Origin of the sequence: Xanthomonas sp. NCPPB 3583 (genome assembly GCF_041475715.2) — a bacterium.
Classification (GTDB): domain Bacteria; phylum Pseudomonadota; class Gammaproteobacteria; order Xanthomonadales; family Xanthomonadaceae; genus Xanthomonas; species Xanthomonas euvesicatoria.
On the sequence record NZ_CM191263.1, the window covers coordinates 1,025,812 to 1,052,400 of the forward strand.

The window sequence follows — 26,589 nt, forward strand, 5'->3', positions numbered from 1 at the left end:
ACGGCACGCCAGGCGGCGCTGACGGACCTGGCGAGCAGGCGCGGTCGGCGTGCCCATTGCGCAGCAACCACGGCGCAAGGCCCCCTCTCACCTCGCGCTTGGCCTTTTCACGTTATTGGCCCGCACGCGCTGCCTTGCGCGCGTGCTGCAGGACCAGGCGTGCCTGCGGCCGGGCATGGCTGGCGGGTATCGGCCGCGACGCGTACGCTGCGCCGACCCCGTTGGAGCGCTCCTGCCCATGCCACTGCCCCGTCTGGTGATCGGCGACAAGACCTTGTCTTCCTGGTCGTTGCGGCCGTGGCTGCTGTTGCGACACTTCAGGGTGCCGTTCGAGGAAGTCGCGCTGCCGCTGGCGACGCCCGAATTCCAGGCGCGCATTGCCGGGTATTCGCCGACCCGCCAGGTGCCGGTGCTGTGGGACGACGCCCTGCATGTGTGGGATTCGCTGGCGATCTGCGAATACATCAACGAGCGCTGGTTGGACGGCCGCGGCTGGCCGGCCGACCTGGCCGTGCGTGCACAGGCGCGCGCGGCCGCGGCAGAGATGCATTCGGGCTTTGCGGCCTTGCGCAGCCAATTGCCGATGAATTTGGCCCGCGCGCCGGGCCCTGCCCAGTGGGATGCCGCGGCCGAGCGCGACATCACGCGCATTCAGGCGCTGTGGGCCAGCCTGCGCGCCGAGCACGGCCATGCCGGGCAGTTCCTGTGCGGGCAGTTCGGCATTGTCGATGCGATGTATGCGCCGGTGGCGCTGCGTTTTTCCAGCTACGGCGTGCCGCTGTTTGAAGCGGCCGGAGATTATGTGGCGGCGCTGGATGCATTGCCGGCGCTACGCGACTGGCGCAATGGCGCGCAGCGCGAACGTGCAGAGCGCAGCTGAGATGCAGATCGCCTACCGCGCCAGTCACCTCATCGATGCGCATCTGGCCAAGCACGCGCTGGAAGATGCCGGCATCACCGCGTTTGTCTTCGGTGAATCGCTGCTGGGCGGTGCCGGCGAGCTGCCCGCCTTCGGCGTGCTGCAGGTCTGCGTGGCAGATATGCATTTGACTCAGGCCCAGGCGGTGCTGGCGGAGATCGGCTTGTGCGGGCAGGTCACGCGGGCGCTGTAGCGCAGCGCCAGTCGTAGGAGCGCACCCGGGCGCGACGAGGCTCTGCCGATAAACGCCACGTCGCGCCCAGGTGCGCTCCTGCGATGTATGCGCGTCATTCCTGCTGACGCCACCCCGGCGGCGCTGCATCCGGCGCGGCCAATGCGCGCAGACGCTTGAACAACACGGTGGTTTCGGCCACGTTCCAGACCCGCAGTGCGACTTCGAAGGTATCCAGCGGCTTGGTCAAAAAGTCCTTGGCGCCCAGGCCCAGGGCGCGGTGGCGCGCGCTGCGGCTGGGGTCGGCGGTGAGCACGATCACGGGCAGGAACCGGCCAGGGTCTGACAGCCGCGCCAGCTGTTCCAGCAGCGCGTAGCCGTCCAACTCGGGCATCTTCAGATCCAGCAGGATCAGGTCCGGGGCAAATGCCGAGACCAGGCCCATGACCCGTAGCGGATCGGTGGTGGCGATCACTTGCTGGAAACCTTCGCGTTGCAGCAGGTCTTCGAGCAACCGCACGTTGGCCGGCTCGTCGTCGACGATGAGGATGCGGGAACCGAGAATTTCGTCGCGTGTCATGCCAGCAACCCGTCGATCACGGTGAAGAATTCCGCCACGTCGAGCGGCTTGGTCAGATAGGCGCGCACGCCTTGATTGCCCACGCGCGCCAGTGTGGCGGTGGTGGCATCGGCACTGATCACCACCACCGGGATGGCCGCCAGCGCCGGCTGCGCCTGCAATTCGCGCAACAGCTCTTCGCCGTTGCCATCGCTTAGGTGCAGGTCCAGCAGGATCAGATCCGGCGCGCCGTGCTGCAATAGCGCACGCGCCTGCGCCAGGCTGGCCGCCTCGAGCAGCTGCCACTGCGGGCGACGCTCGGTGAGCGTGCGGATCAACGCCTGATTGGATGGATTGTCTTCGATGCTCAACAGCCGGCACACGCCGCTGCCGGCACTGCTTGGCGGTACCAGCGGCCGCGCCGGTTCACTGTGCTGATGCTCGCCCTGCGGCAGCGAAATCCAGAACCGCGCGCCCTCGCTGCTGCTGTCCACGCCGATCTGTCCACCCATCGCCTCGATCAAGCGCTTGCTCAGCGCCAACCCTAGCCCCGTTCCTTCCACCGCAGAGCGCTCGGCGCCCAACCGCTCGAACGGCGTAAACAGGCGTTCGATCTGCGCCGGGGTCAGCCCCGCGCCCTGGTCGGCCACGGTGATACGCACCTGTTCGCCATCGGCCTGCGCGCTCACCTGCACCTGCCCGCCAGTACGATTGAACTTGACCGCGTTCGACAGCAGATTGAGCAGCACCTGGCGCAGCCGCTGCGCATCGGCGCGCACCGTCCAGGGTCCGTCGATGGATGCCGGTTGCAGTGCAATGCCATGCTTGTCGGCATCCGGCGCGATCAGTCCCAGGGCTTCGTGCACGGCCGCGCGTACCGAGACCGGCTCCGGACTCAGATCAAGTTGATCGGCTTCGATACGCGCGATGTCCAGCAGCTCGGTGATCAACCCGAGCAAGTGCCTGCCGGCACCCAGAATGTGCTGCAGATGCCGCCGATGACCCGGCTCGGGCAGATCCATTTCCAGCACCTGCGCATAGCCCAGGATCGCATTGAGCGGAGTCCGCAGTTCATGGCTGCTGCGCGAGAGAAATTCGGTTTTTGCGCGGTTGGCGGTTTCGGCCTCGCGCCGCGCCAGTTGCGCTTCGGCTGCGCGTGCGGCCAACAATTCGCTGGCTTGCGCCAGACGCTGGCCGACCTGGCCCAGTTCGTCGCCGGCACGCGGTTGCGGTGCCAGCGGCAGGCCTTCGCCCAGCCGGTCGGCGTTGGCGGCCAGGGTGCGCAGGCGCCCGGACAATGCCGAGGCGAACCATGCCACCGCAAATACCGCGCCCAGCCCGCCCAGCATCGCCGCGCTCAAGGTGATGATGAGATTGCGTTGGCGCAGCCCCTGCGCCTTGGCGGTACGTACCTGCAACTGCGCGGTTTCGTAATTGCGCAACTCGCGCAGTTCCGCACGCAGGATGTCGAGTTTGTACTTGCCATCCCACAGTTGCCGGATCTCTTCTTCGCGGCTCAGATCCGGTGCCAGCAATCGGCGCCAACCCTGCATTTTTTCCGCAAAAAGCGGCTTGATGCGCGCAAAGCGCCGCGCTTGGCTGGGATCGGTGATGCGTTGCGAAAGGCGGTCGGCCACGCGCTGCAGCCGCGGCTCGGCATCGCGATACGGGGTCAGGAATTCATCGCGCCGCACCAGACGATATCCGCGCACGCCGGCCGCGGTTTCGGCCAACAGTGCGTGCGCTTCATACAGATCGCTGAGCACTTCCAGGGTCTGCCGCACGTCGTTTTCGGCGGCGATGTTCTGCCGTTCCACGCTGTAGATCGCCATCAACGCAACGGCCAGCAACAGCAGCGGCAGGGTGACCACCGCCAGGCTTTTGCGGGTAATCGGCCAATCGTTCCAACGCACCGCCAATGCATTCATAGCGCAAGTCCGGATTGGACCGCGTACACCGCGGCCTGGGTGCGATCTTTTACCTCAAGTTTCTGCAGGATTCGCTCCACGTGCACTTTCACCGTGCCGGGAGAAATCCCCAGTTCAGCTGCGAGGGTCGCGTTGGTGAGTCCGCGCGGAAGCAACGACAACACCTGTTTTTCGCGCTTGCTCAGCGCGCCCAGACGGTCGTCCTGCAGCGGTTTGCGCCGCCGCGTGGCAATCGGTTTGGCCGGCTCCGCCACCATCGCCGGCAGCAGCAGCGCGAACGCCTGCAGCGCCTGCACGTCGTCATTGCCGGGGGCCGGGCGGCCTTCGCTCCAGGCCACGCAGACCATGCCGTGCGTGGTGCCCAGCGCGTGGATCGGCACCCTGGCTTCGCGGATGTCGGACGGGCGCGGTGGCATCAACCAGGCCGCTTCCTGGCCGTCGCCGGCGGCGCTGGCACCGGGCGGCAATGCACGGCCGCGGCTGGCCAACACTTGCGCGCGCGGGCCGCGCTGCGCCAGTACTGCGCCGTGTTCCAGGCCCAGCAGCAGCAGCACCCGGCCAAGGACCGCATCGCAGGCCTGCTCGGGGCTGTGCACCTGGCGCAGTGCAACGGCAGCTTCCCACAGCGCCTGCCAACGCGCGCTATCGGAGGCCTCGCGGCGCAAGGCTAGGCGCCAATCGCCAGCATTGGTGGGAGTTTCCATAGGCTCGCTCTAGGCCGATCAGCATATTTGAGTATATGCCACCCGGCAGAATTGTTGGGGCTGCTTGATTTCGATACTGGCCCTGCCCGCTGAGGCACCCCCATCAATCACACGGAGATTTCCCATGCGTCGCACCCTCTTCTCTCTGGTTCTGGCTCTGGCTGCCACCCCGGCGCTGGCTGGCGGCGTGATGCATTACACCGACAAGGCCAAGCTGCCGGCCGGCGGCGAGGAACGCGAAGTCGCTGCGCTGTTCGACACCTGGAATGCGGCGTTGGCCACGGGCAACCCGCACAAGGTGGCGGACCTCTACGCACCGGACGGCGTGCTGCTGCCGACGGTCTCCAACGAAGTGCGCGCCTCGCGCGAGCAGATCGAAAACTACTTCGAGATGTTCCTGACCAAGAAGCCGCAGGGCGTGGTCAATTACCGCACCGTGCGCGTGCTCGACGACGACAGCGCCGTGGATGCCGGGGTGTACACCTTCACGCTGACCGACAAGCACGGCAACAAGAGCAACGTGCAGGCCCGCTACACCTTCGTGTACGAAAAGCGCGACGGCAAGTGGTTGATCATCAACCACCACAGCTCGGCGATGCCGGAAGTGGACACGCGCGCGGCGGTTGCCAAGGCGAAGTAATGCGGCGCGGGCGACAGGCGCTGGCCGGGCAGGCTTGAAAGTGGCTCTGGCCGGCGCCATCCAGCAGGCAATCCTCACGATTGCGGAGTTGCACCATGCTGGGAATCGGCGCCTTCAAACAACGTATGCCACGCCCGGGCGAGGCACTACCCGGGCGCGAGCAAGCGCTGCCGCTGCATAACACGCACCTGGTCAACGGCCATCCGTTGCGCGGAGAGTTCATCGGTCTGGCCCAGGTGCAATTCGGGCTCGGCTGTTTCTGGGGCGCGGAACGCAAGTTCTGGAACGTGCCAGGGGTCTACACCACAGCGGTGGGTTACGCCGGCGGGCAGACGCCGAACGCGACCTACTCGGAAGTGTGTTCAGGGCAGACCGGCCACACCGAAGCGGTGCTGGTGGTGTTCGACGAACAAGCGGTGTCGTTCGCACAATTGCTGCGCACCTTCTGGGAAAGCCACGACCCCACCCAGGGCATGCAGCAGGGTAACGATGTCGGCACGCAATACCGTTCGGCGATTTACTGCACCACGCAGGCGCAGTACGACGCCGCGCTTGCCAGCCGCGATGCGTATCAGCAACAACTGACTGCAGCCGGGTACGGCGCAATCACCACGGAGATCCGTTTCCCGGCGCCCACGTTCTATTACGCCGAAGACGATCATCAGCAATATCTGGCCAAGCACCCCAATGGTTATTGCGGGCTTGGCGGCACGGGAGTGAGCTGCCCGATCGGGCTGGATGCCTGACGGAAAGGCGGGCCGGATTGAAACGCTGTCGTCCACATGATCGTGGCAGCGTGCCGATGGCCGACAGTGACCGGCAGCGTTATCACGATCAGGCACTGCATGGGAGTGCGTGCTAGGCAACTTGAATGGCTGCGTCGGAGACGGCGCGGCCATCTTTTTTGAGTGCCATTCTCGCCAGGCATGCCGCTGATGGCGTGGTGCGTCTGCAGGCGAACCGGCTCGGTGGAGTTGTGCCGCGAATTGGCAGTTGCGCGCTGCCGCGGCACGCGCGGCGTCAAAACCGGTGCGCAGCCCACGTGACGTTCGTTGCGCCATCATTGGAAGCAAGGCGCCAGGGTGCGCGAACGACCGGTTTGGCGCATCGGAATGGTAGGCCTATGCAGCGCATCAACCATGCCGGCCCAAATCCGTTGGATTAAACGAATTCTCCGGCAAACATGCCGCGCAACTGGGCAAGCGTATCGGTGCGCTCCGGATGCAATTGCCGCATGCATGCCAATGCAAAATTCACCGGGCTGGTGCCAGGTGCGGTGATGACGCCATCGGCGCTGACGACCTTTTCGTGGCGATAGTGCGCGGCGCCTGCGTACGGCACCACGTGCTCCTGCAAGAAGGCCAACGCGTTGCTGGTGTGCGCGCGCTCATCGAGCAGGCCGGCATAGGCGAAGGCGAGGGTGGCGCCGCAAATCGCCGCGACCGGGCGCTGCTGCTGCACGCGCTCGACCAGCAAGCCGCTCAGCCCGGGAATTTCGCCGGCTTGCCAGCGTTCGCTGCCGGGCAGGATCCACAGATCGGCCTGCAGTGGCGCCAGATCGGAGAGGGCGAATTCTGGCGTGATGCGCACCCCGCCGATGGACTGCAGCGGTTGCCCGTCGATACTGGCGATGGCGACCTGGTCGCCGAACCATTCGCGTGCTGCCGGCAGCACCACGCCGATTTCCCAATCGGCCACGCCATCGACCATCACCACTGCAATGTTTGCCATTGTCCGTTACGCCAGTTGAGTGAATCCGGATTCTAGGCAGTGCGCGTGCAGCGGGTGTAAGCGATATGTGGAGAGCAGGGGGTTTGGTCCAAGCGGTACACGGCGCAGGCATGGCTGTACTGTGCCGCGCGGTCTTCTGTCTGTCGTGCAGGGGCGCTGACAGGCGGCTGCTGTTCGATCCCCGCCAATGCCGGCTGCGGAAGCGGCAACGCCCACGTCCACGTCCACGAGCTGCCCGCATCCTTACCCGTTATCGCGATGCAGACCGGCTTGGCCGCACATCTCTAAACCAGACTCAAAAACGACAACGCCCGCAGCCAGGCAGCTGCAGGCGTTGTATGCAGAACAGGCTCGCTGTGTGATTAGCCAGCGAGCTTGTCGGCGATGGTCTTGCGCAGTGCGTGCAAGTCCTTGGCGAACGTGTCGATACCGCCGGCCAGCTTCTCGGTGGCCATCGGGTCGGCGGCCAGGCCCGAAGCGAAGCTGTCGCTGTCGATCGGGGTGAACTGGGCATTGTCGGCCTTGGCCGGCGAGAGCTTGCGCGGCAATTCGCCGTGCTCGGCGTCGAGCTTTTCCAGCAGGTCCGGCGAAATGGTCAGGCGGTCGCACCCCGCCAACGCTTCGATCTGCGCGGTGGAGCGGAACGAGGCGCCCATGACCACGGTGGACGAGCCGCGCTGCTTGAACTCGTTGTAGACGGTGCGCACGAAGACCACGCCCGGGTCTTCGTCGATGCTGGCCGGGGTCTGCCCCTGGGCGACGTAGTAGTCCAGGATGCGGCCGACGAACGGCGAGATCAGGAACACGCCGGCTTCCGCACATGCCAGCGCCTGCGCGCGGTTGAAGATCAATGTCAGGTTGCAGTCGATGCCTTCGCGTTGCAGCTGGCGCGCGGCTTCGATGCCTTCCCAGGTCGCTGCAATCTTGATCAGGATCTTGTCCTTGGACACGCCGCGCTCGGCGTACATCGCAACGAACTTGCGCGCCTTGGCGATGGTGGCCTGGGTGTCGTACGCCAGGTCGGCATCGACTTCGGTGGAGACACGGCCCGGGACCAGCTCGGCCAGCTTGACGCCGACGCCGACGGTGAGGCGGTCGGCCACTTCGTTGACGGTGCTGGTGCGGTCTTCGCCACCGTGTTCGCGGCCCCAGGCCAGTTCGCGTTCGATCAGGTCGGCATACACCGGCAGATCCAATGCCTTTTTGACCAGGGTGGGATTGGTGGTGCAGTCGACCGGCTGCAGGCGCTTGATGGCGTCGTAGTCGCCGGTATCGGCAACGACAACGGACAGTTCACGCAGCTGGGCGAGCTTGGAGGGGGATGCAGTCATGCGGGTTCTCTCGAATCGTGGAACGGGTCGGGGATGGCGCAGCGCGCTACGTTAGCGCGCCGCGCGCCGGAAGTCGCCCGCTGCTGCGGGTTGGTCGTGCACGGCAGTCACGCGCAGGCGCAGGTCGCGTCCGTCGGGCGTACGCCAATCGATGCTCTGGCCGACCGACAGGCCGAGCAACGCGCTGCCGACCGGCGCGAGCACCGAGATGCGGCCGTGCTGCACATCGGCCTCATGCGGGTACACAAGGGTGAGCGTATGCCGTTCGCCATGCAGTTGGTCCTCGCATTCGATGCGTGAGTGCATGGTGACAACATCGCCGGGAATCTGGTCGGGCGGCAGCACGCGGGCGCGGCCCAGTTCGTCGCTCAGCGCAGTGGCGGCGGGATGCTTGTTGAAGGCTGACGAATCGAGCAATGCCTCAAGCCGGGCAAGGTCGTGGCTGGACACCAGGATGGATGGCGGCAAGCCGCTGTGGTGTTGCGAAGTCATGGCAGTCTCCTCATAGAAACGGCTCGCCGACATGGCAAGCAGCACTGACAAGATGAGGGCGCCGGCGGCTGATCGCAATGCATGGATGGTGCGAAGCCAAGACATCGGCAGGGACGCCAGGCAGTCGCTGCGGGCCTGGTGCGGCGAGCAAGCGCTGCGGTTGAGACAACCGGAGGGGGAGGGCATACAGCCGCTGCAAACGGGCCTGCGCCCACCGCGTGCCGCAACGCCGCGCCATCGGTCTCAAGCAAGGGAATAAATCGCATGGTCGCGTGGGCAGCGTGCCGCCCACCAGCCGCGTCGCGCGGACAGCGGCGGATTGATGCGCCGCCAACCTTGGGCAAGAGTGCTGCACACAAACAAAAAGCGACGCTCGCGCGCCGCCCAATTCCAAACCTCCAACCGCAGCCAAAGCGACCGCAACCGCGATACGCTTTTACGATTCCCGATTCCCGATTCCCGATTCCCTAAGCCGCAACCGCCTTCGGTCCCATCGTAGGCTGATCCACGGTGAACAGGCTCTCGGGCAATTCCTTGAACAGTTGCGACAGCTGCTCCAGAAACGCGGTCATGGCCGAACTGCGCCGCCACGCCATCGCAATGCGGCGGCTGGGCTGCTTGTCTTCACGGAAGCGGATCAGGCGGATGTTTTCCGAGCGCGCAACCGGAGGCTTGACCGCCAGCAGGGGCAGCAAGGTCACGCCGACATTCGCCGCGACCATCTGGCGCAGGGTTTCCAAACTGGTGGCCTGAAATTCGGATTTTTCCATCGCCCCGGCCAGGTGGCAGACATCCAGTGCTTGGTCGCGCAAGCAGTGGCCATCTTCCAGCAGCAACAGGCGCTGCTCGGACAAGTCGTCCAGGGTCATGCTGTCGTGTCGCGACAGCGGGTGGCCTTCCGGCACGGCCAGCACGAAGGGTTCTTCGAACAGGAATTCGGCATGCAGTTGGTCGTCCTGCAATGGCAATGCAAGCAGCGCGGCATCCAGCCGGCCTTCGCGCAACTGGTGCATCAGCTGGTCGCTCTTTTCTTCGATCAGCAGCAATTCCAGACGCGGAAAACGCTCGCGGATGCGCGGTACCACGTGCGGCAACAAATACGGGGCCAGGGTGGGAAAGATGCCCAGACGTACCGTGCCCGCTTCCGGGTCCTGGCTGCGGCGTGCGGCTTCCTTCATCTGTTCCACCTCGGCCACGATGCTGCGCGCACGCACGGCAGCTTCGCGGCCGGCCGGGGTCAGCATGACCTTGCGCGGCGCACGCTCCACCAGCGACACGCCGAGTTCGTCTTCGAGTTTCTTGATCTGGGTGGACAGCGTCGGCTGGCTGACAAAGCAGGCCGACGCAGCGCGGCCGAAATGCTTGTGGTCGGCCAGGGCTACCAGATATTTCAGGTCACGCAGATTCATGTGCAGCAGCCTTCATTGCGGTGACGGGGAACGACTGGCGCGTGTTGCAAGCCTAGCGCCCGGGTCGGCCGGGCGCTAAGCAGGCGCTCGCTTATGCCGCCTGGGCCACGCTGTCGGCAGTGGCCGGTGCGCTGGTGCGGATCAGATGGTCGAATGCGCTCAACGCGGCCTTGGAACCTTCGCCCATCGCGATCACGATTTGCTTGTACGGCACCGTGGTGGCGTCGCCCGCGGCGAACACGCCGGGCACATCGGTCTGGCCGCGGTCGTCGACGATGATTTCGCCGCGCGGCGACAGCGCCACCGTGCCGCGCAGGAACTCGGTGTTGGGCAGCAGGCCGATCTGCACGAACACACCTTCCAGCTCGATGTGCTGGATATCGCCGCCGGTGCGGTCCTTGTAGACCAGACCGGTCACCTTCTGCCCGTCGCCCAGCACCTCAGTGGTCTGCGCGCTGGTGATGATGCGCACGTTGTGCAGGCTGCGCAGCTTGCGTTGCAACACTTCGTCGGCGCGCAGCTTGTCGTCGAATTCCACCAGCGTGACATGCGCCACGATGCCGGCCAGATCGATCGCCGCTTCCACGCCGGAGTTGCCTCCGCCGATCACCGCCACGCGCTTGCCCTTGAACAGCGGGCCGTCGCAGTGCGGGCAATACGCCACGCCCTTGTTCTTGTACTGGTCTTCGCCGGGCACGTTCATCTGCCTCCAGCGCGCGCCGGTGGACAGGATCACGGTCTTGCTCTTGAGCGAGGCACCATTGGCCAGCTTGATTTCGATCAGGCCGTCGGCACCGGCCGGAATCAGCTGCTCGGCACGCTGCAGGTTCATGATGTCCACGTCGTACTGGCGCACGTGCTGCTCGAGCGCGGCGGCCATCTTCGGGCCTTCGGTTTCCGGCACGGAGATGAAGTTTTCGATCGACATGGTGTCCAGCACCTGGCCACCGAAACGCTCGGCCGCCACACCGGTGCGGATGCCCTTGCGTGCGGCATACACCGCCGCTGCCGAACCGGCCGGGCCACCGCCCACCACCAAAACGTCGAACGCTTCCTTCGCGGCGATTTTCGCTGCGTCGCGCTTGGCGGCATTGGTGTCGAGCTTGGCGACAATCTGCTCCAGCGTCATGCGGCCCTGGTCGAACAGCTCGCCGTTCAAGTACACGGTGGGCACCGACATGATCTGGCGGGCCTCCACTTCGTCCTGGAACCAGGCACCGTCGATGGCCACGTGCTTGATGCGCGGGTTGAGCACGGCCGCCAGGTTCAGCGCCTGCACCACGTCCGGGCAGTTCTGGCACGACAGCGAGAAATAGGTTTCGAACTGGTAGTCGCCCTCCAGGTGCTGCACCTGCTCGATCAGTTCGGCTGCCGCCTTGGACGGGTGGCCGCCCACCTGCAGCAGCGCCAGCACCAGCGAGGTGAACTCGTGGCCCATCGGCAGCCCGGCAAAGCGCAGCGAAATGTCCTGGCCCGGCGTGGTCAGTGCGAACGACGGCTTGCGCTGGTTGTCGTCGCGGTGGATGTCCAGGCTGATCTTGTCCGAGAGCAGGACCAACTCTTCCAGCAGGTCGAGCATTTCGCGCGAGCCGGCACTGTCGTCGATCGAGGCGTTGATTTGAATCGGCCGCGTCACCCGTTCCAGGTAGGCGGTCAGCTGGGTCTTGAGATTGGCATCCAACATGGAGAACTCCTGGGAATGGGCAAGGGGAGGGCGTGGCGTCGCTGCGCTGAGGCAGGTCGCCGGGAAGGAAGGGAGTGAACCGCAGCCGGCGCGAGGTCGGGATGCGTGCTGGCGGCGGCTGGCGGGCAGCCCGGCACCGGCTCCGGTTCACCCCCGGCCCTTATCGGGCCGGAGGTGACAGCCGGCTTAGATCTTGCCGACCAGGTCCAGCGACGGAGCCAGGGTCTTGGCGCCTTCCTTCCACTTGGCCGGGCAGACCTGGCCAGGATTGTTGGCCACGAACTGTGCCGCGGTCAGCTTGCGCAGCGTCTCGGTGACGTCGCGAGCGATGGAGTTGTCGTGGATTTCCAGGGTCTTGATCACGCCTTCCGGATTGATGATGAAGGTGCCGCGCAGCGCCAGGCCTTCTTCTTCGATATGCACGCCGAACGCGCGGGTCAGCTTGTGGGTCGGGTCGCCGATCAACGGGAACTGCGCCTTGCCCACGGCCGGCGAGGTCTCGTGCCACACCTTGTGCGAGAAATGCGTGTCGGTGGTGACGATGTAGACCTCGGCGCCAGCCTTCTGGAAGGCGGCATAGTTGTCGGCGGCGTCTTCCACTTCGGTCGGGCAGTTGAAGGTGAACGCGGCCGGCATGAAGATCAGCACCGACCACTTGCCCTTCAGGCTGGCTTCGGTGACTTCGATGAAGTTGCCGTTGTGGTACGCATTCGCCTTGAACGGCTGGACCTGGGTGTTGATGAGAGACATTGAGTTTCCTCGTGCGGTGAAAAGGGGGCGGGGGATGGAACAGGCGCCATGGTAGGCAGGATCGATAGATTCCTCAAATCGATTGATGGAATTACATAGATAGTCTTAGGCTATCGACCCGTCAGATTGCATCTAGCGCAATCGCGGTGCACGCCATGGTCGATAATGGTCAGCCGATGTTGCGTGTAGGTGAACAGCCCGTATGTCCGACGATCTCGCTGCCATTCCCGCCGATCAGCTGCTTCGCCGCGTTGCCGGGCGGGTCGAGCGTGGCGATGCCGAAGCGCTGATGCTGCACGCGCTGGGCCGTGATCGTGCCTGGTTGTTCATGCACGGGCGCGATGCGGTGCCTCTATCGGTCGCGCAGGCCTTCAATGCCCTGGTGCAGCGCCGTGAGGCCGGCGAGCCGGTGGCCTATCTGACCGGCTCGCGCGGATTCTGGACGCTGGACCTGGCGGTCTCGCCGGCCACGCTGATCCCGCGCGCCGATACCGAGGTGCTGGTCGAGCTCGCGCTGGAGCGCCTGGACACCGTGCCAGGCCGTCGTGTCGCCGATCTGGGGACCGGCAGCGGCGCGATCGCGCTGGCCATCGCCAGTGAACGTCCGCAGGCGCAGGTGATCGCCACCGATGCCAGCGCCGCGGCGCTGGCGATGGCCCGGCGCAATGCAGACAGCCATGGGCTGCGCAATGTCGACTGCCGGCAGGGGAGCTGGTTTGCGCCGCTGGCTGGCGAGGCTTTCGACCTGATCGCCAGCAACCCGCCGTATATCGCCGCCCACGACCCGCACCTGCAGCAGGGCGATCTGCGCTACGAACCGGCCAGTGCCCTGGCCTCGGGCAGCGACGGGCTGGACGATATTCGCCTGATCGTGGCCGATGCGCCTGCGCATCTGCTGCCCGGCGGCTGGTTGCTGCTGGAGCATGGCTGGGACCAGGGAGTGGCGGTGGCCGAACTGCTGGCCGCACGCGGCTTCGCTGCGGTGGCCACGCATCAGGATCTGGAGCGGCGCGATCGCGTGACCTTGGGGCGCTGGTCGCCAGCTGCGGGCCAGGCCGGCTGAGCAATTGCCGCAGCGTCATTGTCGGCAGACTGGCCGCACGTTCCGGAGCGGAGCACGCGCGTTCGATCGAGCGGTTGCGCGCACCGAGTGCGCCCGCCTGCCGGCAAGCGCGCAAGGTCGATGTGCTCTTCAGCGCCTCGCCCATCACCGCGCACCGGTCTTTTCGATCACATGGCGTTGCCCGTGTGCGCCCGCAGCAGCCGATACACTAGCGGTTTCCCGCAGGACCGACGCATGCGCACGCTCTATCCCGAGATCACGCCCTACCAGCAGGGCAGCCTGAAGGTCGACGACCGCCACACGCTGTATTTCGAGCAGTGCGGCAATCCGCAGGGCAAGCCGGTGGTGATGTTGCATGGCGGCCCTGGCGGCGGATGCAACGACAAGATGCGGCGCTTCCACGACCCGGCCAAGTACCGCATCGTGTTGTTCGATCAGCGCGGTTCCGGCCGGTCCACGCCGCATGCCGATCTGGTGGACAACACCACCTGGGATCTGGTGGCCGATATCGAACGGCTGCGCACGCATCTGGGCATCGACCGCTGGCAGGTGTTCGGGGGCAGCTGGGGCTCCACGCTTGCGCTGGCCTATGCGCAGACCCACCCGCAGCAGGTCACCGAGCTGGTGCTGCGCGGCATCTTTCTGCTGCGCCGCTTCGAGCTGGAATGGTTCTACCAGGAAGGCGCCAGCCGGCTGTTCCCGGATGCCTGGGAGCACTACATCAACGCGATTGCACAGGACGAGCGCGGCGACCTGATCGCTGCCTTCCATCGCCGCCTCACCAGCGATGACGAGGCCACGCGCCTGGCCGCGGCCAAGGCCTGGAGCGTGTGGGAAGGCGCCACCAGCTTCCTGCATGTGGACGAGGACTTCGTCACCGGGCATGAAGACGCGCACTTTGCCCTGGCGTTCGCACGCATCGAAAACCATTACTTCGTCAACGGCGGTTTCTTCGAGGTCGAAGACCAGTTGCTGCGCGACGCGCATCGCATTGCCGACATTCCCGGCGTGATCGTGCACGGCCGCTACGATGTGGTCTGCCCGCTGCAAAGCGCGTGGGACCTGCACAAGGTGTGGCCGAAGGCGCAGTTGCAGATCAGCCCGGCTTCCGGGCATTCGGCGTTCGAGCCGGAAAACGTCGATGCCTTGGTGCGTGCCACCGACGGGTTTGCGTGAGCGAATGCATGCACATCGATCAGAGTTCGCTTTGGTCGATGTGCATGATCACTCCGCGGCACGCGCTGAGGTGCGATGACATACGCATGACGTGTAGGAGCGCGCGTGCGCACACTGCGGCGTTACCGGTAACGCTCCATCGCGCGCAAGCGCGCTCCTACAGATTGCAGATGTTCAACGTGCCTGCATGCAGGCGCCAAACGCTGCTGCTCAAGGCGCCAGCAAGGCATCTGCCAACGGCGGCAGGATGCGCGCCAGGCGCGCTGCCCAGGCCTGTTGCCCGGCCGCGTCGGCAATCAGGTCCTGGCGGATTTCCAGTTCCACATGCAGCAGGCCGCGGCCCTCGCCATACACCGGGATGGCGTAATCGGTGGCATCGCTGACCGCATACGGCTGGTTGTCGCCCACCACCAGGTCGGGTTCGGCACGCAGCGCCTGCAACAGGCGATGCGCCAGCCGCGTATCGCGGTGGTAGAGCACGCCGGCATGCCAGGGCCGCGCGTTGCCGGCCATGACCGGGGTGAAGCTGTGCATCGACACCAATATTGTCGGCTGACTGCGCTGTGCACGCGCATCCAGTTCGGCGGCGATGCGTGCGTGATACGGCGCGAAGATCGCAGCGATGCGCTGCTGCCGGTCGCTGTCGGTCAGGTGCTGGTTGCCCGGAACCAAGGTGCCGTCGCTGACCGCCGGCATCAGGCTGGGTGCGTCGTGCGGGCGGTTGCAGTCGATCACCAGGCGCGAATACGTCTGCGCGATGGCCAACGCATCCAGCGCCTCGGCCAGCCGCTGCGTGACCTGCGCAATGCCGATATCCCAGCCGATATGGCGATCCAGCTCAGCCTGCGGCAGGCCCAGGTCGGCCAGCCGCGCCGGCACGCGCTGGCCGGCGTGGTCGGCGATCAACAGCCACGGCGATGCGGCCTGCGCGTTGTGCACGGTGACCGGCGCCGGATCGTCGGCGCCGAGCAAGGGTTCGATGGCTGCGTCAGCCACGCGGGGTGCCGTCCAATGCGTGATCGGCCAGATACAGGCCGGCCCACAGCTTGGGGTCCATCTGATAGCCCTCGGCCATCTTCTGCACCAGCCAGGCACCGACCTGCGCGCGTGGAATTTCGTGCACGGTGATGTCTTCGCTAGCATCGCCGCCGCCGTCGCCGACCTTGCGCAGACCGGTGGCGCGCACGAAGGCGATCTTCTCGCTGCTGGCACCGGCCGAGGTGGGGCCGATCATCAACACTTCGGCATGCTCGGCGGTCCAGCCGGTTTCTTCTTCCAGTTCGCGAATGGCCGACAGTTCGATCGACTCATCGGCATGCACATCGCCTACCAGTCCGGCCGGCATTTCGATGGTGCGCGCCTGCAGCGGCACGCGGAACTGTTCGACGAACAACATCGCATCGTCCGGCGTCACCGCCACGATGATCGCGGCCAGGCCGCCGGCATGCACACGTTCGGAATACTCCCAGGTGCCACGTACGACCATGCGCTGGTACTTGCCTTCGTAGACCACGGTGGGCGGGGTGTCGTGTCGGTTCATGGGCGGGGACCTTGTGCCAGGGAAACGGGAGGAAACGGTGCGGCGGCGCCGGTGCTGGCGGCCAACAGACGGCGCCGGGTGAGCGGGCCGAAGCGCAGGCTCTCGCACAACCCTGTGAGCATGTCCGCATCGGCGTGGGCACGCGTGAAGCCGGTTTCGGTCAGCGCCAGCGGCGCGTCGAGCGCGATGGTGGTGAGCTGACGCCACAGCAATGCGTGTTCGCGCTGTTCGCGCAGCCGCACCGCCATTTGCGCCGCGCCGCGCAGGCGCAGGAAGGGAATCTCGTCGATGCGCTCCAGCAGCGCATCCAGGCTGCCGAAGTGCGCCAGCAGCACCGCTGCCGATTTGGCGCCGATGCCGGTCACGCCGGGGATGTTGTCGATGGCATCGCCGCATAACGCCAGGTAGTCGGCGATCTGGTGCGCATGCACGCCATGGCGCGCCTTCACCCCGTCGATGCCCCAGCGCTGGTTGCGCGCGTAGTCCCATTGCTCGTCATGCTCGAGCAATAACTGCGACAGGTCCTTGTCGGCCGACACGATCACTCCGCGCAAGCCGTGCGCCCGCGCGCTGTGCAGCGCGCTGCCGATCAGGTCGTCGGCCTCGTAATCGCGGTGGGCCAGCACGCTCAGCCCGAGCGCTGCGCACAGCGCCTTGCAATGCGCGAACTGGCGGCGCAACGCATCCGGCGCAGGCGTGCGGTTGCCTTTGTAGGCCGGGTAGATCGCATGCCGAAAGCAGCTGTCCAGGGCTTCGTCAAAGGCAATGGTGATGTGCTGCGGATCCTCGCGTTCGAGCAGGTCCAGCAGAAACCGCGCAAACCCGTGCACCGCATTGGTCGGCCAGCCCTGCGCATCCTGAAATTCGTCCGGGATGGAATGCCAGGCGCGGAACACGTACAGGCTGGCATCCACCAGATACAGCGGGGTCGGGCGCCGGATGGCCAGCGGCGCAGCGTCGAGCGGGTCGGTCGGTGTGGTCACGGGGTCCAGTCGCGCAGCAAGGCACGCGGGTCCGGGCGCTCGCGTTCGGGCACCTGCATGCGCGGCGTGCCGATGTGGATGAAGCCGGCGATGCGTTCGTTGTCTTCCAGGCCCAGGTAGCCCGTCACCGCCGGGTCGTAGGCCATCCACGCGCTCAACCACTGCGCGCCGAAGCCGTGCGCCTGCGCGGCCTGCAGCAGCGCGAAACAGACGCAGCCGGCGGTGAGCAGTTGCTCCTGCACGGGCACCTTGTGCTCGGGGCGCAGCGAGGCGATCACCACGATCACCACCGGTGCGTCGCTGAAGCGTCCACGTTCCTTGGCAAGGGTGGCCGGCGATGCCAGCGGGTCGGCGGCCAGGGTGCGCTCGGCGAGGAAATCCCCCAGCGCAGCGCGCGCGGCGCCGCTGATGCGCAGAAAACGGAACGGCACCAGCTTGCCGTGGTCGGGCACGCGCACCGCCGAGGTGAGCATGCGCAGCAAGGTGTCTTCATCCGGCCCGGGCGCGCCGAGTTGTTTGGAGGGAACCGAACGGCGCGCGTCCAGCGCCTGGAGCGAATACGGTGCGTGCATAAATCCGGGTCGGGGCAACGAGGCATTGAATTATAGACGGCCGCTTCCCAACGCTCGCCGCAGCATGGCCGGTGGGGGCCGTGGCCGCCGCGATCGACCTCATGTAATGGCACCCACCTGGATTTCATTGGCCGCGACGTTCTCGGACAAGTAGGCACGCTGTCGTGGATCAGCCCGATCTCCGGGCGCCTGATGTTCGCCAACCGGCGTGGTGGCAGCTGTGCCTCGCTTCACCGGAGGAGCTGGCGATGACGGCGTTGCTGGACGGCCTGCGCCTGCACTGCGATGCCGCTGCCGCTGCCGCTGCCGCTGCGGCGCGATGCAAGGCGTGGCTGATGGTCCGGAAGCGCCCGCGAAGCTGAAGGCTTAACACCCGCAGGCGCAGAATGACTGCCGGCAAGCTCCACCGCGACGTGGCGAGCTAGGATGGCCGCTTGACACGCAAACCCTGGGCGGTCACGAGTAAAGTGAGTAACATGTCACACTTAACGGATGCGCGAACCGCCTACCATGCACGGGCGGAATTTGGGGCCGCGTCTGTTTTTTCTCGTTCGAAAATTTTCACGCCTGCAGAGGCGGGGAGCCTTTGCGCATGACTTTTCAGCCCAGTCCGTCGGGACACCCGGGCCGTGACCAACGCTTGCTCGAGCAGGCCCACGACGTGTTCGTGCCGGCGCTCGCGCAGGTTTTTGCTGCTGCAGTTGCGCATTTCGACGATGTGCTGTTCGACCGTGCCGAATCCGCTGGCGCGTCGCAGTTGCTGTTTCTCGATGGCATGCGCGAATTGCGCCGCAAGCGCGAAGAGGTCGCCCGCCAGTTCCGCCAGCAGCTGGAAGACGGCTGGCAGGCGTTGGTGCTCGGCACGCCGTTGTCGGCCGAAGTGGTGCTGGCCGGCGACATGGGCAGCGGCCCGCTGAGCCTGGTGCCCGAGCACGTGCTCGAATCGCGGCTGGCTGTGCGCAATCTGGCCACGGTGCTGTTGCGCGATTTCAAACAGGTGCTGGCACGGGTGGACCGCCGCCTGGGCTGGATCGCCGGCGGGCTGGAGCTGATGGCCGACACCAACCCGATTGGCCCCGAACATCTGGGTGTGGCGATCCACGAAGCCTTCGCCACCTGCGATCTGGCGCCGGAAGTGCGACTGGTGCTGATCAAGCTGTGCGAGCGCGATCTGGCCGAGCCGATCGGCAAGTTGTACGCACGCCTGGACGAAACCCTGGCCAAGGCCGGGGTGATGCCGGAAATTTCGCAGGCCAAGCGCGCGCCGCCGCGCATGCAGCCGCGTGGCGAAACGCCGGAAGAGCGCGCCCAGGTCGAGGCGCAGGGCGGTCACGCCGAGGTAGGTGGCGACGATCAGGGTGATCAGTACGCACCGGCCTGGGCCAACCGTTTCCTTGACCGTTGGGCGCATAGCCGCGGCCGCATGCAGGCTGCGACGCAGCGCGGGCATGCCGATGGTGGCGGGGCTGGCGGCATGGACGGTGAGGCCGACCATCCCGGCGGTAGCCAGGGCATGCTGCTCGAGGCGCTGCACGAGTTGCTGCAACAGACCCGCAGCGTGCGCGACACCGCCGCTTCTGCCGCCACCGTCGCGGTGGGGCAGCAACGCCCGTTGAGCCAGCGCGAAATGATGTCGGTGCTGTCGCTGTTGCAGGCCACACCCAGCGCGACGCTGCAGGCGGCCATCGGCGACGACACCGAATCGCTTGCGCAGCGATTGAAGAACGAGGTGCTTTCCAGCGCCACGCGGCTGGGCGTGGACCCGGCCACTGCAAAGCTCGACCCGATGGACGAAGACGCCATCGACCTGGTCGGCATGCTGTTCGATGTGATGCTGGACGAGCGCGATCTGGAAAATCGCTCGCGCGAAATGATCGGCCGCCTGGTGGTGCCGTTCGTCAAGGTCGCGCTGCTGGACCGCAAGATGTTCGTGCAGAAGACCCACCCCGCGCGGCGCCTGCTCAACTCGCTGGCCGAGGCCTGCGAAGGCAACAACGGCGACAGCGCTGCCGAGCGCGTGCTGATGGGCAAGGTCGAAGAGATCGTCGACCGCCTGGTGGCCGAATTCAACGAGAACCTGGCGATCTTTCTCACCCTGGAGGAAGAATTCCGCGACTTCCTGTCGCAGCACCGGCGCCGGGTGGAAATTGCCGAGCGTCGTGCTACCGAGACCCAGCGCGGGCAGGAAAAGCTCGAACTGGCGCGCAGCCGCGCGCTGTCGGAACTGGAGCAGCGTGCCCCCGAAGACGCGGGCCTGCCCAAGGCGGTGGACGACTTCCTGCGCCAGCCGTGGCTGCATCACCTGACCATGGCGATCCTGCGCGACGGCGAGGAAGGTCCCGGCACCATCGAGGCCCTGGCGCTGGCCGACGGCGTGCTGGAAGAACTGGCCGAAGCGCGCCGCCATATCGTCGGCAAGCCATGGCTGCAGGTGTGGCAGCCGGCGCTGCACCGCGTGTTCGCCAGCGTAGGCCTGCACGGGGATGCGGTGGTGGTGGCGATCACCGCCTTGCACGACACCCTGCAGGCGATCGCCGAAGCGCGCCCGGAACTGGAAAAAGCCCTGCCGGAACTGCCGCAGGTCAATCTGCCGCCACCGGCTGCCGAAAGCGTCAGCGTGGTGCTGGGTGCCGAAGCGGTCGCGCAGAGCATCGACAGTGCCGACGCCGAACGTTTCCGCGCGATGGATATCGGCACGTGGCTGGATTTTGTCGACAAGGACGGCAAGGTGCAGGCCGGCAAGCTGTCGTGGGTGAGCCCGATTTCGCAGCGCCTGCTGTTCGTCAATCGACGTGGCGTGCGTTTCTGCGTCGCCTCGCCGGAAGAACTGGCGGTAATGGTGCGCCTGGGCCGCCTGCGCGAGCACATCAACGATGGCGCTTTCGACAGCGCCATGCAGGGTGTGATCGATCGTCTGGATCCGTTGCAGAACAACAGCACGGTGCACTGAGCGGTCCACGCGCATGGGTAGCCGCTGCGGCTTCCCGTAGACATGTGGCACGCGCGCGCTGCACTGGCGTCGTTGCCGGTACCGCCGGCAGTGGCGCCGCGCTCTGCTAGCATCGCCGCGACTGGGCGCAAGACCGGAGCAACGCATGGCTGTGCAGGTGCTGGTGCTGAAAGAACGGGCCGCTGGCGAACGCCGCGTGGCCGCGACGCCGGAAACGGTCAAGAAACTGGTCGCGCTCGGTGCCGGCGTGTGGATCGAGCCGGGGGCCGGCCGGGCCAGTAGCATGGACGATGCCGCGTATCTGCAGGCCGGTGCGCAGCTTGCCGGCGCCGACGCCGTGGCACAGGCCGAGATGGTGCTGTGCGTGCAGGCGCCCTCTACCGGGACCTTGCTCGGCTGCAAACCGCACACGGTGGTGATCGGCATGCTGGCGCCGGACACGGATCCGGCGCGCGCGCAGGCATTTGCCGCGCGGCAATTGATCGCGTTTGCCCTGGAGCGCCTGCCGCGCACCACGCGCGCGCAATCGATGGATGTGTTGAGCTCGCAGGCCGGCATGGCCGGCTACAAGGCGGTGCTGATTGCCGCGCAACTGGCGCCGCGCTTTTTTCCGATGCTGACCACCGCGGCCGGCACCATGCGCCCGTGCAAGGTGTTGGTGATCGGTGCGGGCGTGGCCGGCCTGCAGGCGATCGCAACGGCCAAACGGCTGGGCGCGCAGGTGGAAGGCTTCGATGTGCGGCCGGAAACGCGTGAGCAGATCGCCTCGCTGGGTGCGCGATTTCTGGACCTGGGCGTGAGCGCTGCCGGCGAAGGCGGCTACGCGCGCCAGCTCAGCGACGACGAACGCGCCGAACAGCAGCGCCGTTTGGCCGAACATCTCACAGGTGTGGATGTGGTGGTGTGCACCGCAGCGGTTCCGGGCCGGCCGGCGCCGAAGATCGTGACCACCGAGATGGCGCGTGGCATGCGCGCCGGCAGCGTGATCGTAGATCTGGCGGCGGAAACCGGCGGCAATTGCGCGGCCACCCGCCCGGGCGAAACGTATGAGCTCGACGGCGTGGTCATCGCTGGCCCGCTCAATCTGGCCAGCCAGGGCGCAGTGCAAGCCAGCGAGATGTTCGCGCGCAACGTGTACGCCTTCGCCGCCTTGTTGATCAAGGACGGTGCGTTGACGCTCGACTGGGACGATGAGTTGCTGGCGAAGACGCGTTGGTCGGCGCCGGCGCCGACCAACGCGTAGGCATCGCAGAAAGTTCGGTGCGTGCAATGCGGCAAGGGCAGCACGCTGCGCATCGCGAGCCGTCGTCGGTCCGGCGCTGAAGAGCGCTCTTTGGGGCAGGTTGAGGTTTGGCGCGGTCAGGGATTTCGTGGTTGTCCTTGCGACCAGCGACGCCACCGATGCCAGCACGGGTGCTGGCATGCATCTGGTTGCCGCGACGTCATGCAGCTGCGTGCGCTACACACACTTACGCGGCCGCGCGCGCGGGGTGCGCAGGGTGCGCGTCGCTGCAGCGACTGGCCCTGGCATGCTGCAAGATGCCAAGCGCGACGGCTGGATCATATCCAGCGCCCATCGCAACCCTGCGCGGCGCCTGAGCAAACGCAATCCGCTGCTGCGACCGCTGCGCAGTGCTGGGAAACGTCAGTCCTCGACCGGCGGATGCTCGCGCAACCAAGCGCTGCGCTCGGCCGGGCTCATCTTCTGCCAGCGTTGCTGCAGTTCGTTGCGCTGTTGCGGGTTGAGCGTGCGCATGCGGTCGAACAAGGCCTTGGCCTCGCGGCGTTGCTCCGGACTCATGTTGCGGAAGCGGTCCATGCCGGCCTTGGCCTGCTTGCGCTGCTCGGGCGTCATGTCCAGCCAGCGGCGGGCGTGCCGGTACATCCTGGGACGTTCTTCGGGCACGTCGTTCCAGCGCTCGCGCAGCGCATCGATCATGACCTGGCGCTGCTGCTTGGTCAGTTGGTCCCACTCGGGCATGGGCGTCTCGTCACGCGGACCTTGGCCGCGTGGGCCAGGCGCGTCCATGGGCGGACCCGGGGGAGGAGGTCCGGGTGGGCCGTCCTGAGCCAGCGTGGAGGCGCATGGCCCGGTGCACAGCAACAGGGTCAACAGCAGGCGGGTGGTGTGGGTCATCGTGCTTATTCCATGGCCAGGGCGGTGTCGGAGCCGAGCCAGACATACAGGTCCGGGTTCTGGGCCAGCAGGTCGTCTGTCTCGGTGGTGGCGCTGGTGCTGGCAACCGGCGAGGTCGGCGCGGTGCCAGAGGAGACGCTTTGGCTCGGATGCAGCTGCAGGCCGATGCCGATCGCCAGCAGGCCCGAGCACGCGGTGGCCAGCAACCAGTAGCCACGTCGGCTGCGCGTCGGGGCCGCGGCGTGGCGGGCCTGGCGCAGGCGCGCCAGGGTTTGCGGCGGCAGGCTGGTCAGCGCGGTGGCGTGCAGCTGGCGCAGCTGCGCATCCAGCCGGGCGGGGTCGTGGGAGCGGTTCACAGGAAATCCTCGAACTGTTTTTGCAACGCGTCGCGCGCGCGCGACAGGTGGGTTTTGACCGAGCCTTCGGAGCAGCCCATCGCCTTGGCAGTGGTGGCCACGTCCAGGTCTTCGAGCACGCGCAGAGTGAAGGCTTCGCGCTGGCGCGCCGGCAATGTGCGCAATGCATCGACCAGCCGTTGGTAGGCCTGTCGATGCTGTTGTTCGTCGACCGGTCCGGTGCCGGGGTCGGCCCAGTCGATCGGACCTTCGTCGTCGGCGCGCTCGGCCGGTGCCCAGAACTTCAGACGAAAGCTGCGTCGCCGCTGCAGGTCGATGATGCGGCTGCGCAGGATGCTCCAGAACAGCGGCGTCCATTCCTCCGCTGGCCGCTCTCGATAGCCCAGCAGCTTCACCATGGCGTCCTGCACGGCGTCCAGCGCATCTTCGCGGTGCCGCAAGCCGGCCTCGGCAAAACGGAAGGCACGCGGCCCGATGCCGGCCAGAAATGCATCCAGCGACACCGGTGTGGTGGCGGCCGGTGCGGTAGCTTGCGGATCGAAAGGAGTTCCCACCAGCACAGCGTAGCTTCCGCGGAGACGATACGACGTCAACGGGCGAGCGCGGATTCGGTTGACAGGCGCCCGCACGGGCGTGGCGTGGGTATGATCGGCGGGCCGCACCGGCCAGTGGAGCCAGAGACGATGAGCGACGGATTCGTAGCGCTGTACATCTTCATGCTGGCGGCCATCGCCGGCCATGTGATCATCTCGCGGGTGCCGGTGATCCTGCATACGCCGCTGATGTCCGGTTCCAACTTCATCCACGGCATCGTGTTGATCGGGGCGATGGTGGTGCTGGGGCATGCCGACACCACACTGGAAAAAGCGCTGGGATTTGTCGCAGTGGCGCTGGGCGCGGGCAACGCAGCGGGCGGTTATGTGGTGACCGAGCGAATGCTGGAGATGTTCAAGTCCAGCAAGAAGCCGCCGGGCGGGGATGCGCCATGAACGTGTCTATTGCCGAATTGCTGTCGTGGCTGGTGAAGTCGAGCTATCTGGTGGCAGCGACCTTGTTCCTGCTCGGCCTGCAGCGCATGGCGTCTCCATTGAGCGCGCGCAGCGGCATCCGCTGGGCCGGGCTGGGCATGTTGATCGCCACCGTGGCCACGTTCTTCCTGCCCGAGCTGCACAACGTGCCGCTGATCCTGGCGGCATTGGCGATCGGCACCGGCGTGGCGTGGGGGTCGGCCAGGAAGGTCGCCATCACCGACATGCCGCAGATGGTGGCGCTGTACAACGGCATGGGCGGCGGCTCGGCGGCGGCGATCGGTGCAGTGGAGCTGCTGCGGTTTTCGTTCTTCGCCAATCGCGACACGGCGCACTGGAGCGCGCAGGCGATTGCGCAGCTGGCGGCGCGGCAGCCGGACACCACCACGGTGGTGCTGGCGGTGATCGGTTCGGCGATCGGGGCGGTGTCGCTGTCGGGGTCGGTCATCGCGTGGGCCAAGCTCGACGGCCGGCTGGACCGGCGGGTGACCTTCCCCGGTCAACAGGTGTTCAATCTGGTGGTGGCCGTGGCGGTGCTGGCCCTGGCCGTCTGGGCGGCGAGCAGTCTGCAGCCGTTGGCGATCATTGCGTTCTTCGTGGTGGCGTTGGCCTTGGGCGTGCTGATGACGCTACCGATCGGCGGTGCCGACATGCCGGTGGTGATTTCGCTCTACAACGCGTTTACCGGGCTGGCGGTGGCGTTCGAGGGCTATGTGCTCGGCAATGAGGCATTGATCATCGCCGGCATGATGGTCGGCGCCGCCGGCATCTTGCTGACGCGGTTGATGGCCAAGGCGATGAATCGGCCGATCGGCGGCGTGCTGTTTTCCAACTTCGGCGGTGGCGGGCAGGCGCAGGAAATCAGCGGTGTGCAGAAGCCGATCGAGGCCGGCGATGTGGCGGCGATGATGGCCTTTGCCGAGCGGGTGGTGATCGTGCCCGGCTATGGCATGGCAGTGGCGCAGGCACAGCACAAGATCTGGGAGCTGGCGCAGCGCTTGATGGCGCGCGGGGTCAAGGTGAAGTTTGCGATCCATCCGGTCGCCGGGCGCATGCCCGGGCACATGAACGTGCTGCTGGCCGAGGCAGGTGTGCCCTACGATCTGATCGCCGACATGGACGACATCAATCCGGAATTTGCCAGCACCGACGTGTCGTTGGTGATCGGTGCCAACGACGTGGTCAATCCGGTTGCCAAAACCGATCCGGCCAGCCCGATCTACGGCATGCCGATTCTGGACGTGGTCAATTCGCGCAACACGGTGGTGATCAAGCGCGGCAAGGGGACGGGCTTTGCAGGCATCGAGAATGCGCTGTTCTACGCCGACAACACGCGCATGTTGTACGGCGATGGAGCAGAAGCCGCTGGTGCGCTGGTGAGCGAATTGAAAGCGCTGGATGGCGGCGGGCATTGAGTGCTGGTGTGTCGTCAGGCGCGCTCGGATGCTTGAGGCAACGCACGGTCGGTCGTGTCCTGTTGCGTTACAGGGGGGCGCTTACACGTGCGGATCAACGCCAGGGTTAGTCGAAGGCGCGGTGCCCTCACCGCTTGCGGGACACGCCGTCAATCCGTGCCTGGAGGCTCGATGGCGGCATCGATGCCGCCAACGGTCCCGCAATCGGCCAGGGCACCGCGCCAGACAGTTTGCTGATTGCCTCGTTCAAGAACAAAGGCACCGGGTTGGACAGTTTGCGAGCTGCTCTTTTGAACGCTACGCACCCCGACCAACGTGACTGGTCCTTGCCCGCCCACCGTCGCGGGACCCTTGGCGGCATGGATGCCGCCAAGGAGCTTACCAGGACGTACTTGCAGCGTGTCTCGCGATGGCGGGCGGGCACGGGTCCTGCGGCAAACGCGCAGCGCTTCCCATGCATCTCTGATGGGAGCGATGGCGCTTGACGAGCACCGGCGCTCGAATCTGTGCAGCTGACGCGTCAGCTTCAACGACGTGCGATGTTGGCTACTGAAACAATCGCGCCTGGCTCAACGCGCCGCCCACCACGCCACCAACAGTGCGGCGGCGTAGCACAGCAAGTCGAAGCCGTTGTTGGCCAGTTGCAGCAGCGTCCAGGCCAGGCCGGTGCCCATCTTCTGTGCCGAGGTCCACGGGTCCAGGCCCAGCGGTCCGCCCAGTTGCGCCGAGGCGATGCCCCAGTTGGCGCCCGCGATGATCAGCGCCGTCGCCACCATGGCCACGCCGATGCGCAGGCGGCCTGCATGCAGGGTGCCCAGGCGCAGCATCCAGACGATCTCCAGTGCTGCGACCACGGCCATCCAGCCGGCCTGGTTGCCCAGGGCCAGGGCGATGAGCAGCCAGGCGATGAGGGCGGTGACGCATCCCAGCAACAGGAGCGGGGGCCAGAGCCAGTGGGCCGTTCTGGCGGACGCGGTGGTGGGCGGCATTGGAGCTCCTGACAGTGCGCACATGATAGAGCGCGCGCCGGCCTTTGCGACGCACGCCACG

The 26,589-nt window shown here is 66.3% G+C and carries 27 protein-coding genes and 1 pseudogene; 11 read left to right on the forward strand and 17 right to left on the reverse strand.

Features of this window, described 5'->3' with window-relative positions; translation table 11 throughout:
• Nucleotides 1-238: 238 nt before the first annotated feature.
• On the forward strand, nucleotides 239-880 hold the full coding sequence (locus ACCQ07_RS04490) for a glutathione S-transferase family protein (protein ID WP_031421206.1): 642 nt from the start codon (nucleotides 239-241) through the stop codon (nucleotides 878-880).
• 1 nt (nucleotide 881) lies between these two features.
• Entirely contained in the window at nucleotides 882-1,112 is a 231-nt protein-coding gene (locus ACCQ07_RS04495) for a putative signal transducing protein (protein ID WP_014089453.1), read from the forward strand.
• A gap of 94 nt (nucleotides 1,113-1,206) precedes the next feature.
• Here ACCQ07_RS04495 and ACCQ07_RS04500 read toward each other — a convergent pair whose 3' ends face one another.
• The 3 genes from ACCQ07_RS04500 to ACCQ07_RS04510 are packed head-to-tail and all read right to left on the reverse strand — an operon-like array spanning nucleotide 1,207 to nucleotide 4,282.
• Nucleotides 1,207-1,671 (reverse strand): response regulator, encoded by a 465-nt coding sequence (locus ACCQ07_RS04500; RefSeq protein WP_008572608.1) that lies wholly within the window; start codon nucleotides 1,669-1,671, stop codon nucleotides 1,207-1,209.
• Nucleotides 1,668-3,578 carry an ATP-binding protein gene (locus ACCQ07_RS04505; RefSeq protein ID WP_071118393.1) on the reverse strand — a complete coding sequence of 637 codons (1,911 nt, stop codon included), beginning with the start codon at nucleotides 3,576-3,578 and terminating at the stop codon, nucleotides 1,668-1,670. Before ACCQ07_RS04505 ends, ACCQ07_RS04500 begins: the two co-directional genes overlap by 4 nt.
• Nucleotides 3,575-4,282: a helix-turn-helix transcriptional regulator gene (locus ACCQ07_RS04510; protein ID WP_372363832.1), complete on the reverse strand. Its 708-nt coding sequence runs from the start codon at nucleotides 4,280-4,282 to the stop codon at nucleotides 3,575-3,577. The genes ACCQ07_RS04505 and ACCQ07_RS04510 overlap by 4 nt, the downstream gene beginning before the upstream one ends.
• A 124-nt stretch (nucleotides 4,283-4,406) precedes the next feature.
• On the opposite strand from ACCQ07_RS04510, the gene ACCQ07_RS04515 reads away from it, so the two are divergent.
• On the forward strand, nucleotides 4,407-4,922 hold the full coding sequence (locus ACCQ07_RS04515) for an SgcJ/EcaC family oxidoreductase (protein ID WP_031421213.1): 516 nt from the start codon (nucleotides 4,407-4,409) through the stop codon (nucleotides 4,920-4,922).
• A 95-nt stretch (nucleotides 4,923-5,017) separates the two neighbouring features.
• On the forward strand, nucleotides 5,018-5,668 hold the full coding sequence (msrA, locus tag ACCQ07_RS04520) for a peptide-methionine (S)-S-oxide reductase MsrA (protein WP_011346502.1): 651 nt from the start codon (nucleotides 5,018-5,020) through the stop codon (nucleotides 5,666-5,668).
• A gap of 415 nt (nucleotides 5,669-6,083) precedes the next feature.
• On the opposite strand, the gene ACCQ07_RS04525 is transcribed toward msrA, so the two are convergent.
• From ACCQ07_RS04525 to ahpC, 6 genes are all read right to left on the reverse strand, one after another.
• A complete protein-coding gene (locus ACCQ07_RS04525) occupies nucleotides 6,084-6,653 on the reverse strand; it encodes a type 1 glutamine amidotransferase family protein (RefSeq protein ID WP_008576347.1) in 570 nt (189 codons plus the stop codon).
• Nucleotides 6,654-7,015: 362 nt separating this feature from the next.
• Nucleotides 7,016-7,984 carry a transaldolase gene (gene tal, locus ACCQ07_RS04530; RefSeq protein ID WP_008576348.1) on the reverse strand — a complete coding sequence of 323 codons (969 nt, stop codon included), beginning with the start codon at nucleotides 7,982-7,984 and terminating at the stop codon, nucleotides 7,016-7,018.
• A gap of 51 nt (nucleotides 7,985-8,035) precedes the next feature.
• On the reverse strand, nucleotides 8,036-8,476 hold the full coding sequence (gene rnk / locus ACCQ07_RS04535; RefSeq protein WP_372363833.1) for a nucleoside diphosphate kinase regulator: 441 nt from the start codon (nucleotides 8,474-8,476) through the stop codon (nucleotides 8,036-8,038).
• Nucleotides 8,477-8,943: 467 nt separating this feature from the next.
• Entirely contained in the window at nucleotides 8,944-9,885 is a 942-nt protein-coding gene (locus ACCQ07_RS04540; protein ID WP_014089459.1) for a LysR substrate-binding domain-containing protein, read from the reverse strand.
• 91 nt (nucleotides 9,886-9,976) lie between these two features.
• Nucleotides 9,977-11,569 carry an alkyl hydroperoxide reductase subunit F gene (ahpF, locus tag ACCQ07_RS04545; RefSeq protein WP_008576352.1) on the reverse strand — a complete coding sequence of 531 codons (1,593 nt, stop codon included), beginning with the start codon at nucleotides 11,567-11,569 and terminating at the stop codon, nucleotides 9,977-9,979.
• 186 nt (nucleotides 11,570-11,755) lie between these two features.
• Nucleotides 11,756-12,319 carry an alkyl hydroperoxide reductase subunit C gene (gene ahpC / locus ACCQ07_RS04550; protein ID WP_003488826.1) on the reverse strand — a complete coding sequence of 188 codons (564 nt, stop codon included), beginning with the start codon at nucleotides 12,317-12,319 and terminating at the stop codon, nucleotides 11,756-11,758.
• 202 nt (nucleotides 12,320-12,521) lie between these two features.
• Here ahpC and prmC point away from each other — a divergent pair, with 202 nt between their 5' ends.
• Nucleotides 12,522-13,382, forward strand: a complete 861-nt coding sequence (prmC, locus tag ACCQ07_RS04555) for a peptide chain release factor N(5)-glutamine methyltransferase (protein WP_372363834.1) — start codon at nucleotides 12,522-12,524, stop codon at nucleotides 13,380-13,382.
• Between the two features lie 234 nt (nucleotides 13,383-13,616).
• On the forward strand, nucleotides 13,617-14,558 hold the full coding sequence (gene pip / locus ACCQ07_RS04560; RefSeq protein ID WP_014089460.1) for a prolyl aminopeptidase: 942 nt from the start codon (nucleotides 13,617-13,619) through the stop codon (nucleotides 14,556-14,558).
• A 210-nt stretch (nucleotides 14,559-14,768) separates the two neighbouring features.
• On the opposite strand, the gene ACCQ07_RS04565 is transcribed toward pip, so the two are convergent.
• Genes ACCQ07_RS04565 through ACCQ07_RS04580 form a run of 4 tightly spaced genes read right to left on the reverse strand, consistent with a single transcriptional unit; the run spans nucleotide 14,769 to nucleotide 17,653 of the window.
• The gene (locus ACCQ07_RS04565) at nucleotides 14,769-15,554 is read right to left on the reverse strand and encodes an N-formylglutamate amidohydrolase (protein ID WP_071117389.1); all 786 of its coding nucleotides are present in this window, start codon (nucleotides 15,552-15,554) and stop codon (nucleotides 14,769-14,771) included.
• A complete protein-coding gene (locus ACCQ07_RS04570; RefSeq protein WP_029818743.1) occupies nucleotides 15,547-16,098 on the reverse strand; it encodes an NUDIX hydrolase in 552 nt (183 codons plus the stop codon). Before ACCQ07_RS04570 ends, ACCQ07_RS04565 begins: the two co-directional genes overlap by 8 nt.
• Nucleotides 16,095-17,081, reverse strand: coding sequence for a 5'-3' exonuclease (locus ACCQ07_RS04575; protein ID WP_218196063.1), 987 nt, complete (start codon nucleotides 17,079-17,081; stop codon nucleotides 16,095-16,097). Before ACCQ07_RS04575 ends, ACCQ07_RS04570 begins: the two co-directional genes overlap by 4 nt.
• Nucleotides 17,078-17,653, reverse strand: coding sequence for a nitroreductase family protein (locus tag ACCQ07_RS04580; RefSeq protein WP_008578127.1), 576 nt, complete (start codon nucleotides 17,651-17,653; stop codon nucleotides 17,078-17,080). The genes ACCQ07_RS04575 and ACCQ07_RS04580 overlap by 4 nt, the downstream gene beginning before the upstream one ends.
• Before the next feature lie 108 nt (nucleotides 17,654-17,761).
• Between ACCQ07_RS04580 and ACCQ07_RS04585 the strand changes: the two are divergent.
• From ACCQ07_RS04585 to ACCQ07_RS04595, 3 genes and pseudogenes are all read left to right on the forward strand, one after another.
• Nucleotides 17,762-18,023 (forward strand): annotated as a pseudogene (locus tag ACCQ07_RS04585) (DUF1631 domain-containing protein); the annotation flags it as partial.
• A 222-nt stretch (nucleotides 18,024-18,245) separates the two neighbouring features.
• Complete coding sequence (gene pacR, locus ACCQ07_RS04590) at nucleotides 18,246-20,603, forward strand: PacR family protein (protein ID WP_011346511.1); 2,358 nt, start codon at nucleotides 18,246-18,248, stop codon at nucleotides 20,601-20,603.
• Between the two features lie 145 nt (nucleotides 20,604-20,748).
• Nucleotides 20,749-21,846: an NAD(P) transhydrogenase subunit alpha gene (locus ACCQ07_RS04595; protein ID WP_372363835.1), complete on the forward strand. Its 1,098-nt coding sequence runs from the start codon at nucleotides 20,749-20,751 to the stop codon at nucleotides 21,844-21,846.
• Between the two features lie 402 nt (nucleotides 21,847-22,248).
• On the opposite strand, the gene ACCQ07_RS04600 is transcribed toward ACCQ07_RS04595, so the two are convergent.
• Genes ACCQ07_RS04600 through ACCQ07_RS04610 form a run of 3 tightly spaced genes read right to left on the reverse strand, consistent with a single transcriptional unit; the run spans nucleotide 22,249 to nucleotide 23,656 of the window.
• On the reverse strand, nucleotides 22,249-22,740 hold the full coding sequence (locus tag ACCQ07_RS04600; RefSeq protein ID WP_011346513.1) for a DUF3106 domain-containing protein: 492 nt from the start codon (nucleotides 22,738-22,740) through the stop codon (nucleotides 22,249-22,251).
• Between the two features lie 5 nt (nucleotides 22,741-22,745).
• Nucleotides 22,746-23,096 carry a hypothetical protein gene (locus tag ACCQ07_RS04605; RefSeq protein ID WP_008578132.1) on the reverse strand — a complete coding sequence of 117 codons (351 nt, stop codon included), beginning with the start codon at nucleotides 23,094-23,096 and terminating at the stop codon, nucleotides 22,746-22,748.
• Nucleotides 23,093-23,656, reverse strand: coding sequence for an RNA polymerase sigma factor (locus tag ACCQ07_RS04610; protein WP_109291196.1), 564 nt, complete (start codon nucleotides 23,654-23,656; stop codon nucleotides 23,093-23,095). The genes ACCQ07_RS04605 and ACCQ07_RS04610 overlap by 4 nt, the downstream gene beginning before the upstream one ends.
• A gap of 123 nt (nucleotides 23,657-23,779) precedes the next feature.
• On the opposite strand from ACCQ07_RS04610, the gene ACCQ07_RS04615 reads away from it, so the two are divergent.
• Both ACCQ07_RS04615 and ACCQ07_RS04620 read left to right on the forward strand, forming a co-directional pair.
• On the forward strand, nucleotides 23,780-24,085 hold the full coding sequence (locus ACCQ07_RS04615) for an NAD(P) transhydrogenase subunit alpha part 2 (protein WP_008578134.1): 306 nt from the start codon (nucleotides 23,780-23,782) through the stop codon (nucleotides 24,083-24,085).
• Nucleotides 24,082-25,539, forward strand: coding sequence for an NAD(P)(+) transhydrogenase (Re/Si-specific) subunit beta (locus tag ACCQ07_RS04620; protein WP_071118843.1), 1,458 nt, complete (start codon nucleotides 24,082-24,084; stop codon nucleotides 25,537-25,539). Before ACCQ07_RS04615 ends, ACCQ07_RS04620 begins: the two co-directional genes overlap by 4 nt.
• 569 nt (nucleotides 25,540-26,108) lie before the next feature.
• Here ACCQ07_RS04620 and ACCQ07_RS04625 read toward each other — a convergent pair.
• Entirely contained in the window at nucleotides 26,109-26,528 is a 420-nt protein-coding gene (locus tag ACCQ07_RS04625) for a hypothetical protein (RefSeq protein WP_014089469.1), read from the reverse strand.
• Nucleotides 26,529-26,589: the final 61 nt, after the last annotated feature.